The organism is Pontibacter roseus DSM 17521, from assembly GCF_000373265.1.
Lineage (GTDB): Bacteria > Bacteroidota > Bacteroidia > Cytophagales > Hymenobacteraceae > Pontibacter > Pontibacter roseus.
The window spans coordinates 282409-295564 of sequence record NZ_KB890762.1 but is presented as its reverse complement, the minus strand read 5'-3'; the positions used below and the strand labels follow the sequence as shown (position 1 = coordinate 295564).

General features: G+C 54.7%; 12 protein-coding genes. 11 read left to right on the top strand and 1 reads right to left on the bottom strand.

What is annotated here, in order from left to right:
* Positions 1-8: 8 nt before the first annotated feature.
* From nuoI to B051_RS0107740, 11 genes are all read left to right on the top strand, one after another.
* On the top strand, positions 9-524 hold the full coding sequence (gene nuoI / locus B051_RS0107790; protein WP_026236257.1) for an NADH-quinone oxidoreductase subunit NuoI: 516 nt from the start codon (positions 9-11) through the stop codon (positions 522-524).
* A 3-nt stretch (positions 525-527) separates the two neighbouring features.
* Complete coding sequence (gene nuoJ, locus B051_RS0107785; RefSeq protein ID WP_018477631.1) at positions 528-1085, top strand: NADH-quinone oxidoreductase subunit J; 558 nt, start codon at positions 528-530, stop codon at positions 1083-1085.
* A gap of 11 nt (positions 1086-1096) precedes the next feature.
* On the top strand, positions 1097-1390 hold the full coding sequence (gene nuoK, locus B051_RS0107780; RefSeq protein WP_018477630.1) for an NADH-quinone oxidoreductase subunit NuoK: 294 nt from the start codon (positions 1097-1099) through the stop codon (positions 1388-1390).
* Positions 1391-1394: 4 nt separating this feature from the next.
* Positions 1395-3281 carry an NADH-quinone oxidoreductase subunit L gene (nuoL, locus tag B051_RS0107775; RefSeq protein WP_018477629.1) on the top strand — a complete coding sequence of 629 codons (1887 nt, stop codon included), beginning with the start codon at positions 1395-1397 and terminating at the stop codon, positions 3279-3281.
* Positions 3278-4855: an NADH-quinone oxidoreductase subunit M gene (gene nuoM / locus B051_RS0107770; protein WP_018477628.1), complete on the top strand. Its 1578-nt coding sequence runs from the start codon at positions 3278-3280 to the stop codon at positions 4853-4855. The genes nuoL and nuoM overlap by 4 nt, the downstream gene beginning before the upstream one ends.
* Positions 4842-6296, top strand: a complete 1455-nt coding sequence (locus B051_RS0107765; protein ID WP_018477627.1) for an NADH-quinone oxidoreductase subunit N — start codon at positions 4842-4844, stop codon at positions 6294-6296. The genes nuoM and B051_RS0107765 overlap by 14 nt, the downstream gene beginning before the upstream one ends.
* Before the next feature lie 255 nt (positions 6297-6551).
* On the top strand, positions 6552-7130 hold the full coding sequence (locus B051_RS0107760; protein ID WP_018477626.1) for a YqeB family protein: 579 nt from the start codon (positions 6552-6554) through the stop codon (positions 7128-7130).
* 47 nt (positions 7131-7177) lie between these two features.
* Complete coding sequence (locus B051_RS0107755) at positions 7178-8143, top strand: GNAT family N-acetyltransferase (RefSeq protein WP_018477625.1); 966 nt, start codon at positions 7178-7180, stop codon at positions 8141-8143.
* Between the two features lie 9 nt (positions 8144-8152).
* Complete coding sequence (locus B051_RS21035) at positions 8153-9298, top strand: alpha/beta hydrolase-fold protein (protein ID WP_018477624.1); 1146 nt, start codon at positions 8153-8155, stop codon at positions 9296-9298.
* Positions 9299-9459: 161 nt separating this feature from the next.
* On the top strand, positions 9460-10380 hold the full coding sequence (locus B051_RS0107745; RefSeq protein WP_018477623.1) for a lytic transglycosylase domain-containing protein: 921 nt from the start codon (positions 9460-9462) through the stop codon (positions 10378-10380).
* A 101-nt stretch (positions 10381-10481) separates the two neighbouring features.
* Positions 10482-11024 (top strand): GreA/GreB family elongation factor, encoded by a 543-nt coding sequence (locus B051_RS0107740; protein ID WP_033316760.1) that lies wholly within the window; start codon positions 10482-10484, stop codon positions 11022-11024.
* 344 nt (positions 11025-11368) lie between these two features.
* Here the strand turns inward: B051_RS0107740 and B051_RS0107735 are convergent, their stop codons facing one another.
* On the bottom strand, positions 11369-13144 hold the full coding sequence (locus B051_RS0107735; RefSeq protein ID WP_018477621.1) for an efflux RND transporter periplasmic adaptor subunit: 1776 nt from the start codon (positions 13142-13144) through the stop codon (positions 11369-11371).
* Positions 13145-13156 lie beyond the last annotated feature (12 nt).

Sequence of the window (13156 nt, the reverse complement as noted above, 5' to 3'; positions counted from 1 at the left end):
GAGCAGGTATGTTTAGTTTATTGCGCAGTATGTGGCTCACGTTTCTGCATGCGTTTCATAAGCGGGAAACCATTCAGTATCCGGAGCAAAAGGCCATTCTCCCGACCCGCTGGCGGGGCCGCATTGTCTTGTCGCGGGACCCGGACGGGGGCGAACGCTGCGTGGCCTGCAATCTCTGCGCTGCTGCCTGCCCCGTAGACTGCATCGCGCTGCAGGCCACCGAAGACCCGACCGGCCGACGCTATCCCGAGTTCTTCCGCATCAACTTTTCGCGCTGCATTTTCTGCGGTTTCTGCGAAGACGCCTGCCCGACTTATGCCATTCAGCTCATACCTGATTTTGAGATGGGCGAATACAACCGCCAAAACCTCGTCTACGAGAAAAAGGACCTCCTCATCAACGGACAAGGCAAGTACCACGGCTACAACTACTACAAGGTAGCGGGACTGGCCATCGGCGGAAAAGGCAAGGGCGAAGCCGAGAACGAAGCGCCTCCTGTAGACATCAAAAGCTTACTCCCCTAGCCTATGGAACTCACATTTTATATAGCCGCAGCCGTCGCCGTGCTAGCCACCATTATGGTCATCACGCGCTTCAACATGATTCATGCCCTGCTATACCTGGTGGTCTCTTTTCTGGCAGTGGCCGTGGTGTTCCTGACGATGGGCGCACCTTTCATGGCAGCCCTTGAAGTGATTGTTTATGCCGGGGCGATTGTGGTGCTCATCATATTCGTCATCATGATGCTCAGCCTTACCCGCGAAGATGTGGAACAGGAAAAAGCATGGCTCCAGCCCAAACTCTGGATGGGTCCTGCTCTGCTTTCCTTTGTCTTGCTGGCTGAGTTGGTATACCTGTTGGTCATCGCTGAAATGCCTGCCGATCCTGCCGCTGGCAGCTATGTTGATGCACGGGCTGTCGGGTTGGCGCTGTACGGCCCCTATGTGCTGGGTGTGCAGCTATCGGGTATTCTCCTGATGGCAGGTATAGTCGGGGCCTATCACTTGGGTAGACAGAAGAAGAAAGTCATCCACCGCTTCCTGCAGGAAAAGGAACCGAAAAAAGAAAGGAGCACCGTGCTATGAGTGCTATACCTATGGAAACAGGTTTGTTGCTCGCAGGCGTGCTGTTTATGCTCGGGCTTATCAGTGTGATGATTCGCCGCAACATCATTTTCATGCTCATTTCGGTGGAGATAATGCTGAATGCCGCCGGGCTGGCCTTTATCGTGGCGGGCAGTCACTGGGCGCAGCCGGACGGACAAATCATGTTCATCTTCATCCTCACGATGGCCGCCGCTGAAGTGTCGGTTGGGCTGGCTTTGATACTGCAGATTCATCACCAGCTGAAGACGCTCAACAGCGACGCAGCTAATTTTATGAAAGGATAAAACGATGGGAGAATTACTCTGGTTAATCCCCGCCCTGCCCTTTGCCGGCGCCCTTTTGCTGGTACTCTTTGGCAACCGCATTTCCCGTGCGCTGGTCTCGGTCATCGGGGTCGGGAGCGTCGGCATTTCAGCCGCTGTTACACTGGTGTTGGGTATAGAATACCTCAGCTCACGGCCGGCTTTTATCCGGCAGGAAGTATGGCAGTGGTTTGATGTGGCGGGCTTCAGTCCTTCTATTGCTTTCCACCTCGACGCCCTTTCGATGGTCTTCATTTTCGTCATCACTTTCGTCGGGTTTCTCATCCACATTTACTCCACCGAGTACATGGCCGAAGACAAGGACTACGCAAGATTTTTTGCCTGCATGAATCTCTTTGTGGGCTCTATGCTCATGCTCGTGATGGCCGATAACTTGCTGTTGCTATACCTGGGTTGGGAAGGCGTGGGGCTCTGCTCATACCTGCTCATCGGCTTTTGGTACAAGGAGCCCGAAAACGGCTATGCCGCCCGAAAAGCTTTCATTATCACCCGTGTCGGTGACACGGCCATGGCCATTGGTTTGTTCATGCTCTTCCAGCAATTCGGCACGTTGCACATCCAGAGTATCTCTACAGAAGCGGCGCAGGTATGGAGCATCGGCAATGAAACGGCGATGATTATTGCACTGCTCCTCTTGGGTGGTGCGGTAGGCAAGTCTGGTCAGTTGCCGTTGCAGACCTGGCTACCTGATGCGATGGCGGGTCCGACGCCGGTCAGTGCGCTCATACACGCGGCCACCATGGTGACGGCCGGGGTATACCTGATTGCCCGCATGCATGTGATTTTTGCACTGTCGCCGGTGGCCATGACGGCCGTGGCGGTGATTGGCGCTGTGACCTTGCTCATCGCGGGTTTTGCGGCACTCACACAGTACGACATCAAGCGTGTACTGGCCTACTCCACCATCAGTCAGGTGGGCTATATGTTCCTGGCTTTGGGTGTGGGTGCCTGGTCATCGGGGGTGTTCCACTTCATGATTCACGGCTTCTTCAAAGCGCTGCTTTTCCTTTGTGCCGGAGCGATAATTCTGGCGCTGCACCACGAACAGGACATGCGCAAAATGGGTGGCCTGAGTAAGAAACTTCCTGTAGTATTCTATACCTTCCTGATAGGCGCTGCCTCGCTGGCGGCCTTCCCGCTGGTGTCGGCGGGCTTCTACAGCAAGGACCAGATTCTGTGGCTGCAACTGGCCGGAGAGAACGGAAACATCTGGCTATACCTGGCGGGTTTGCTGGGCGCTTTCATCACCTCCATCTATACCTTCCGGATGGTTTTCCTCACTTTTTATGGTGAAGAGAAAACCCACGTCGGACACAAACCGACTTGGGCGATTACGGTACCGCTTATCATTCTGGGCGTGCTCTCCTTCGCGGGTGGTTTCATCGAGCTGCCGCACAACTTCGGGCACGTCGTGCTCTTCTCAGACTTTCTGGCTCCTATCCTGCCAGCCGTCACGATGGTACCAGATTTCAACCAGTATGAGTGGATGTTGCAGTTGCTGGCGGCTGTCGTATCGTTGGGCGGAATTTTCATCGCCTACCTTTATTACTACAAAAAACCGGAGCTTATTGAGAGCATTCACCGTTCCGAATTTGCCATGGCGATTCACCGTTTCTGGCATTCGGGCTGGGGCTTCGACCAGCTCTACGACACGCTTTTTGTGCGGCCTTATGTCTACCTGTCGAAGGTGAATAAAAAAGACTTCATCGACTCCATCTATACCTTCATTGCCAACGTGACACAAAACTTTCACGAGCTCTTCTCCCGCACCCAAACGGGCGTGATGCGCAATTATGTGGCGGGCATTGTCGTCGGTGCGATTATGATTCTAACCATAAGTCTACTGCTATGATACTGGTCTGGCTGATTGTGATATTGATGGCCGGCGGCGTGCTGGCCTGGATTTCCGGAAAAATCAACCGTGCTCTGCCCCGCTGGATAGCGCTGGGCTCGGTACTAGCTGTTTTCGGGATGACGCTATACCTGTGGCTGAGCAACCCTATACCTGTTCTGGACTCGGCCTGGCTGATTCAGTTCAACCAACCCTGGATTCCGCAATGGGGCATTGATTTTCGTCTGGCGCTGGATGGTTTGAGTCTCCTCATGCTGTTGCTCACTTTTTTTCTGGGCTTGCTATCGGTGCTCATTTCGTGGCGCGAGATTCAGACTAAGGTCGCTTTCTTTCACTTCAATCTGCTGTGGGTGCTGGCAGGTATAACCGGCGTGTTCCTCACCATGGACCTCTTCCTGTTTTACTTTTTCTGGGAAGTCATGCTCATCCCGATGTATTTTCTCATCGGCATTTGGGGACACGAAAACCGCCGTTATGCCGCCTTCAAATTCTTCCTTTTCACGCAGGCTTCCGGCTTGCTCATGTTGCTAGCCATCCTTGGACTTTACTTCATTCACGGCAGGCAAACCGGCCTCTATACCTTCAGCTACTTCGAACTGCTCAACACCACGCTGGCACCCGAAGCGGCTCGTCTGCTCATGTTCGGGTTTCTGGCTGCTTTCCTGGTAAAACTGCCGGTTGTGCCTTTCCATTCCTGGCTCCCCGATGCGCACTCACAGGCGCCCACAGCCGGCAGTGTGATTCTGGCGGGATTGCTGCTCAAAACAGGTGCTTACGGTTTGCTCCGCTTCGTGCTTCCGCTCTTCCCGACGGCCACGGTAGAGTTCGCGCCTTGGGCCATGCTGCTGGGGGTAATCGGTATCATCTATGGAGCCATTCTAGCCTTCTCACAGACCGACCTCAAGCGACTGGTGGCCTATACCAGCGTGAGCCACATGGGCTTTGTGATTCTGGGGGTATTTTCCTTCAACGAGTGGGCGCTGCAGGGCGTGGTCATGCAGATGATTACCCACGGTTTGAGTACCGGCGCGCTTTTCATTATAGCGGGCTTCCTATACGAACGACTCCATACCCGCGATATCCAGAAAATGGGTGGCTTCTGGACCACGGCTCCCAAGATGGGCGTCATTGCGCTTGTCTTTGTCATGGCCTCGCTCAGTCTGCCCGGACTCGGCAACTTCATCGCGGAGTTCCTGACGCTGGTCGGCTCCTGGCAGGCGAACAACTGGCTAACGGTTTTCGCAACCATCGGTCTGGTAATGGCCACCATTTATTCGCTGCGCATCATGCAGAAAATCTTCTTCGAAGCCAACCGCATGGAGCAAGCCCTACCGGACCTGAACGCCCGTGAGATGTTGATTGCTATACCTATGGTTGCCATGATTCTCTGGCTTGGACTATACCCGCAACCTTTCCTCGACACCGCCCGGCCGAGTATACAGGAGCAACTGCAGGCTTATACTGCTTCGCCACCTCCGCCTGTGGCTATGAGCCAACTCACCCCGCAGGTGCAGCTAACTGATACGATACGCTTAAACCAAATTTTAAAAGCCTCACGCCATGACCCTGACTGATTTTCAACACCTCATGCCGCTGCTCATCCTCACCTTTGCGGTGCTGGTATCCATGCTGGTGATTGCCGTGGGGCGCAACCACAAAATCATGTACGTGATTACGGCTGTCTCTTTTCTAGCGGCTTTTGCCTCACTGTTTGAACTGCGGGATGTCGGGCGCTATACCATCGAGCCTCTGTTGGTGGTAGACGGTTTTGGGGTTTTCTACATTGGAATGATTTTGCTCACGGCGCTGCTCATCAGCATGCTGTCTTATGCGTATTTCGAGCAACGGGAAGAGCGCAAGGAAGAGTATTACATCCTGCTGTTGCTGGCGACTATCGGGGCCTGCGTACTGGTCATCAGCACTCATTTCGCCTCGCTCTTCTTGGGTCTGGAAATTCTCAGCGTTTCGCTTTATGCTCTAATCGCCTATCTCCGCACACGTGAACGCTCTGACGAGGCAGGTATAAAATACCTCATTCTGGCGGCTTTCTCCTCGGCCTTTCTGCTCTTCGGCATGGCGCTGGTTTACGCCAGCACAGGCACCATGGAGTTCGCAGGTATAGCCACGGCCATTGCCAACTTCACAGAGCTGCCGCTGCTGCTCCTAACAGGCTTCGGACTGATGATAGTCGGTATTGGTTTCAAGTTGAGTGTTGTGCCTTTTCATATGTGGGCACCGGATGTGTATGAAGGCGCCCCTGCTCCGGTTACGGCTTTTATCGCCACCGTCTCCAAAGGCGGCGTACTGGGCGTACTGATTCGTTTTTTCATGGAGGTCGACGGTTTCCGCTACCCTACTCTCGTGCTCATTTTCACCATCGTGGCGATTGCCTCTATGCTGGCCGGTAACCTGCTAGCTTTGCTGCAGCGCAACGTCAAGCGCATACTGGCTTACTCTTCCATCGCGCACCTCGGCTACCTGCTGGTGGCCTTTCTGACCGGCAACCAGATGGGTGTGGAAGCAGTGACCTTTTACCTCGTAGCCTACTTTATTACGACAGTTGGGGCCTTTGGAGTCGTGGCCATGCTCTCGGACAAAGAGCGCGATGCAGAACAACTCGAAGACTACCGCGCCCTGCTCTGGCGCAGGCCGTGGACAGCGGCGGTGTTCACGGTCATGCTACTCTCGCTGGCAGGTATACCGCTCACGGCGGGATTCGTAGGCAAATTCTACATTCTGGCTGCTGGCGTGAATACCCAGTTGTGGCTGCTCGTGGTCATGCTGGCGCTTAACAGCGTGATAGGTCTCTTCTACTACATCCGCATCGTGGCCGTCATGTTCCAGCAAGCGGATGCGGAGGTTGAAATGGAACCACGTGGCAGATTGCGGCCTTCTATCTACCTGGCGAGCGTGGGTACACTCACGATTCTGACGTTGCTGCTGGTATACATTGGGGTCTATCCAACAGGTCTGTTGCAGGTTATTGAAGGCATGCTTGCGGTAGCTACGCCATAGAAATCAGCAGAATGAACGTTAAAGAAAAAGGCCCATTGTGAAGGGTCTTTTTTCTTTTCCCGAACATACGCCGTTTCTCGTCCATCAGAGTGCAGCCTCTTTTAATAATTACGCTCTCTACCTTTTTTAAATTAGCAGATAAAAAGGCACGTTATACCTGATTTTAAACCTCTTGTGCCTCGGCTATCATGCTCAGAAAAGCGTATAATTTAGCAACCACCCCTGTGCCTGTTCAAATTTTTTTATCTCCTCCATATGAAATGGTTGCTACTGCCCCTGCTGTTTTCTATGGTGCTGCAAACTGGCTTTGGGCAGAGCAGAAAACTACCCATCTACCAGACACAAATTACGACGAAAAAGGGTCTGAAAGTAGACGGCATCCTGACTTCGCTAGGTGATTCCACACTGCACCTGCTGGCCCTCCCGGAATCGCAAAAGGCTATACCTGACAACAGGGCTGCAGCTTTATCTTATGCCGTGAAAGACGTCTATCTGCTGCGCATCAGCCGCAAAAACGCAGCAGGCGGCGGCGCTCTACTGGGCGGATTGGCTGGATTGGTTCTTGGGGCGGTTGTTGGGTATGTGGCTTACAGTCCATGTGAGCCTACCGGGCAGGGCGGATTCATCGACTGCCTGGAAATCATTGACCAAACCGGTTCTACAGCCATAGGGGCTGGATTGGGAGCCGTGGCCGGAGCAGGTATAGGAGCACTGGCTAGCCGCTCCCGCCGCACCGTGTATCTCTACGGAGACCAGGAGACTTATAGGCAAAAGCGGAACACACTGGAGCCATACGTCTCAAAACAAAGGTTACAGTCTCAAACCAACAGATAACCACAACCTTGATATAGAAGGTTTCACATCCATTAAAGGCAGCAGGTATGGGCTCGACACTTGTAGAAAACAGGATGCAGGAATCTTTCCAGATTGTACCTTACAGTCCGGAGTACGAGGAGGCCTTACTGGAATTGGAGCGCACGTCGCCACAGGGGTACCTGGTCAAGCTACAAACGGTACGCGAACACTTTCACAGCAGGGCGCAACTTTTCGACGATTACCAGTCCTATGTCGCCCTAGACCAGGCAGGCACACCAATAGCCTCCGCCATCGGGGCACAGGTACCCATGCTCCACAACGGGCAGCTCACGGATGCAGGTTACGGGTTCAATGCGCGGGTGGCGCCCAGCTACCGGAATCACGGGTTGGGACGTGAGTTGGCTGCGCATCTGGCCACGCACTTTTTCGAGCCCAAGCAGCTGCGCCCCCAGTTCACCACCCTGCGCACCAGCAACCTGCCCGTGCTCAAGCTGCTGTCAAAGTCTTACCGGAACACTTCTCAGTATGAGTTCGCCTACCTCACCTTCTCAACGGCCAGGGGAATCAAGGTGCAACCGGTGACAGATGCAAAGCCAAACTTCCACATCGATTTGCTTTCCTGCCATACCCGGCTGCAGGACTACTTCCAGATGACGGACGACGGTCTGGGCCTCTGGAAGACGTACCAGGTATACCAACTGAAAATCACTTCCATCAGTCCTCTTGCCCGTGCCAGTTTCTGGATGGAGAACTTGCTCAAAAACAATCAGCGCGTCATGCCTGAGCCGGATGTGGTGCTTAAAACCATGACAGCCTTCAACCTGAACGAAACCAATATCCATACTCTGCCAGCGGTGGCCCTGCAACTGTACAAAGAAGGCATCAACTACCTGCAGATTTGCTGTCAGCCCGATGATTACGTATACAAAGCGCTGCACCGGAGCGCGCTCAACGTGTACGGGTACTACCTGGTCAGCACAGACAAATTGAGCCCGAAAGATACCCTTACTTTGGACATTAGATGCCTCTGAACTCCGCCTATGAGATACCTGTTGCTGCTTTTGCTGTCCCTGCTTGGCACAGCCGTCCTCGCCCAAGTCAAGTCCGATGGCCTGCGCGTCACTTTCCGGCTGCATGCCCCCTCGCTGCCAGATACAGCACAGGTATACCTGACCGGCAGCACACCGGAGCTGGGTGAATGGAATCCGGCCAGGGTACTGCTGGACTATAACGGAGACAAGACATGGACCAAGACCCTGCAACTGCAGGATAGCGCCGTGCAATACAAATACACGCTCGGCTCCTGGGAGCGGCAGGGAACCGACACGAATGGACAGCCGCTGCCAAACTTCAGCATCAGCATACATAAGGATACCATTGTGACCGATGAGGTGCAGTATTGGCTGGAGCAAAGGGGACGGAAAGTGACAGGAGGCGTGACGGGAGAGCTGCGCTACCACCGGGATGTGGCCGGAAAAGGTTTGCAGAACAGAGACCTTGTGGTATGGCTGCCACCGGGGTATGAGCATGGCAAAAAGCGCTACCCGGTGCTCTACATGCACGACGGACAGAACATCTTCGACCCTGCCACCAGCTCATTTGGCGTCGACTGGCAGGTGGATGAAACAGCCGACAGCCTCATCCGGAAAGGCGAGATTGCGCCGGTGATTATAGTCGGCATCAACAACACCGCTGATCGGATGGAAGAGTATACCCCCGGCGAAAAAGGAACAGCTTACATGGACTTTGTGCTGCACACGGTAAAGCCGCTCATCGACCAGACCTACCGCACCAAGCCCGGCCCGAAGCATACGCTGGTAGGCGGCTCCTCTGCCGGCGGCACTATCTCCTTCATGTTAGCTTGGGAGCATCCGGATGTTTTCTCAAAGGCCATTTGTATGTCGCCTGCCTTTCAAATCATGCACATCGATTACGTACAGGAGGTGCAGAACTATGCAGGCGAAAAGAAGAAGCTGTTCCTTTACATCGACAACGGCGGCATTGAGTTAGAGGCGAAGCTGCAGCCAGGTATAGATGCCATGCTGCAGGCGTTGCAACAGAAAGGCTACCGCCCCGGCAAGGATTACTACTGGGTGAAAGACCCGAAAGCACCGCATTTTGAGTCGGCCTGGGCCAAGCGGATGCCGTTGGCGCTGAAGCTCTGCCTCGGCAGGAAAGGGAAGTGACAGAAGTGCGGGTGGTGGTATCTTTGGCTCCAAAACCTGCACTCAGCATAGAATTACCCCCCAGCACCTAGGGCTTGATAGGATTTTTCCTTAACTTGAAAATGAATGGCATCAGAATACAGTTATAGATTATAGGTAGCATAACAAGAAAGGAGAACATTATGGGACAGCAGTTTTTAAAGTACGGTTGGGTTTTAGTGGCTCTTCTGCTCACGCTGCAGCTTTGCAGCCAGAATAGCCGCAAACTGAACGCCACTCCCTCCAAAGATGGGGAGGGGGGTATGAATTCCATGCGGCAGATGTTCAGTTCGCCTGCCCTGCCCGATGCCATCAGTTTTGCCGGTGAGCCGGTGCCCTTGCACATACCTGATGTGGCGGAGCGGCTGGACCGCGAGCTGCTGGCCAACACCTACCTGCATACCAGTACCCTGCTCGGCCTCAAACGCATGCAGCGCTACTTGCCGGAGATACGGCAAATCCTGAATGAGAACGACATACCGGAAGACTTCATCTACCTGGCCCTCGCCGAGAGCTTGTTCAGCCAGGTGACCTCTTCTGCCGGCGCCTCCGGCTTCTGGCAGCTGATGCCCGACACCGCCCGCGGCTATGGCATGGTCGTGAATGGAGAGGTGGATGAGCGCTTCCATGTACAGAAGTCTACCCTCGCTGCCTGCCGCTACCTCCATACCGCCAAAAAGAAATTCGGTAACTGGACCGATGCCGCCGCCTCCTACAACCGGGGTATGGCCGGCATTGACCGTGCCATGAAGCAGCAGGGCGTCTCCTCCTTCTACGACCTATACCTCAATGACGAAACTTCCCGCTACATTTTCCGCATACTGGCGCTGAAAGAGGTGCTGGGCAATCCGCAGAAATATGGCTTTGAGCTATCCGAGGATAAAGGCTATAATCCGCTGCCTTCCCGCAACGTGACCGTTACATCGTCTATACCTGACCTTGCTACTTACGCTTTGGAACAGGGTACCAATTACAAGACCCTGCGCCTGTTCAACCCTTGGCTGAGAGGCTACAAACTCACTGTTGCGGAAGGCAAGGAATACGATTTGAGAATGCCGATGTAACAGCAACACACCCGCCATACCTGAACCAAAAACAGGTATAGCCGGAAACACGAAAGGGGGCGGTCCACAACTTGGACCGCCCCCTTTCGGTATACGCTCTCATGAGCAGAGCTTTTGTAAAAGAAGATGATGCAGGCGAAGCGCCCATCATACCGCCTCGTGCCGCCCTGCCGCCCGGCACTCCCAATTACGTCACCCCCCGCGGCCTGGAAAAGCTACGCGAAGAACTAGCGGAACTGGAAGCCGAACGCTCCCTCGTGGAGGCGAACCGGGAAAACGAAGCAGACCGTACCCGTCAACTCACCGTCCTCAACGCGAGGCTCAGTGCCCTCTCCGGCCGACTAGCCTCGGCCAAGGTGGTTGACCCGCTCAGCCAAACTTCTGACGAAGTTCGATTCGGAGCCACCGTCACGCTTATTACCCGCAGCGGCGGCAAGCCTGGCACAATGCGCGAATTCACTATAGTTGGCGTGGATGAGGCGTCCGTTGCAGAAGGACGCATTGCCTTTGTAGCCCCCATCGCCCGCGCCATTACAGGAGCCCGCCTCGGCCAAACAGTCAAACTCCGCATGGGCCGTGTGGAGGAAGAAGTGGAGGTAACGGAAATCGCCTATGAAGGAGGTGATGCAGCGGGTGGAGAGTAGTTGAAATTGTCACTTCCGTATACTGTCGTTTCTCCTCAGTCCTTTACTCCTTCTCACCATTCCTGTCATTCCGAAGATAGGAGGAATCTGTTATGACACTACCGCCGGTGCGAGCGCAGCGGGAGCCGGCGGTGAGCCATGCGAGCCAATCCGCATCTTGCGTTTTCCTCTGTTTCCTTCCTAGCCGACCCCAGAAAATCCGCATCTGCGCTGGGGCTGGATGTGCGGCTAGATAATAATAAGATTTCTCCTATCGCCGAAATGACAAAAAGGAAGTGGAATGGCAGTCAGTGCAGCAGAACTCATCCTTTTGTTGGAATGACACAAAGCTTTAGCAGCGAAAATCAATGCTGATGCCCCTGCGGTGCGGAAGGCTGTTTAGCTTCTGTAGCGCCACTTGCCTGTCCGTTTCTATAGGTTTCTTCTGTCTCGCCGCAGGCCAGCATCGCCTCCCCGAAGTATGGGTTCCGAATTTCCTGCTTCTCGCTCAGCCAGAATGCGCCTTTGTCCCCAAAAGCCATCGGGCACGACTGCTTATAGGCCACTGCGTGCTGAGTCCCGAATACCTCCACCGCCTCAATCAGGTGATTGGAAAGTGTGGAAAAAGCTGCCCGCTGTTTGTCCAAATCACGGCTTTTCTGTATGGCTTCCGCATTCGATTTCAGCGCGGGCAGCAGCTGCATCCATTGCTCGTGCATCGGACCCTCCAGCAGGCCCATGTCTACTTTCCCCAATTTCACCACAAAGGTGCCGGCAGCCTGTCGGGCGGCGGGGACATCCGAGGCGACCAACGCATTTTTCAAGGTATAGTACTGGTTCACCAGCTCTGTCAGCTGTTTCTGGAAAGCTTCGGGTGCTTTTGGTCCACCTGCTGGCGGTGGCGACATCATGCTGTAGTTACCCCGCAGCTGCGCAGCGCCGTCTACGGCGAAGGCTCCGTTGCTCACCACTTCCTCCCCTTCCTGCAAGCCAGATTCCACCAGGTATAGATTGCCCAATCGAGGACCAAGCGTCACTTCCCGCATCTCAAAAGCAGGCATCTCCTGCCCCTCCGCTTTCACGTACACCACGGAGCGCTTGCCAGTCCATAGCACGGCATTGCTCGGAACGGCTAATGATTGTTCCTTAGCACCAGTCGAAGTCTTGATGCGGGCATCAGCGAACATACCTGGCTTCAATTGCTTGTCCGGGTTCGTCACTTCGGCGCGCACTTCTATGGCTCGGGTGGTAGGGTCCAGCACCGGGGTCACAAAAGCGACTTTAGCCGTGAACTCCTTACCTGGTATACCTGGCACCGTGAAGGTGATGTTGGCGTCCTGCTTTATCCAGGCGAGGTCTGCCTCGTAGGCATCCAGCACCACCCACACCGAGGAAAGGTTGGCCACCTGGAACAGCACCGAGCCTGTCGTCACGTAGTCTCCGGCTGCCACCAGCCGCTCCGTCACCACACCGGAGGTATTGGCATAGATGTCGAAATTCGTAATCAGCTCAGAAGCGTTCTCAATGCGTTTGATTTGTGCATCGGTCAGCTTCCACAGCTTCAGCTTGCCTCTGGCCGCCTCGTATAGTTCGGGCATCAGGTCTCTGGCGCGGGCGGCCTCCTGCAGCTCCCGTTGCGCTGAAATCAGCTCCGGCGAATAGATGGAAGCCAACCGCTCCCCCTGCCGTACTTCCTGCCCCGTGAAGTTCACGTACAGCCGCTCGATGCGACCAGGGAATTTAGCCGTGATGGAGGATACCTCCTGCTCGTTCAGACTTACCTTGCCTGATAGCGTCAGCTCATTCTCCGGGTTCACCAGCTCCACCGGGGTGGTCTGAATGTTGGCGAGCGCGATGGCCTCGGGTGTCATTTCCAGTACGAAGCGGTTAGCTTTAGAGGAGGTACCGCCGCCATTGCTCACGGGTATGAGGTCCATGCCGCACAACGGGCATTTGCCCGGGCCATCCTGCCTGATTTGCGGGTGCATGGAGCAGGTATACTCTGTGGCACCAGCCACTTCCCCGGCGGCGTGTTCGTGCGATTGGTCCGCGGTGCGGCCCCCGAAAATCAGCCAGCCCAGCAGCAGACCTCCCAGCGCGACCAGGATATAGGTGCCGATTCTTTTATTTCTTGATGTCATGGTATGAATGTC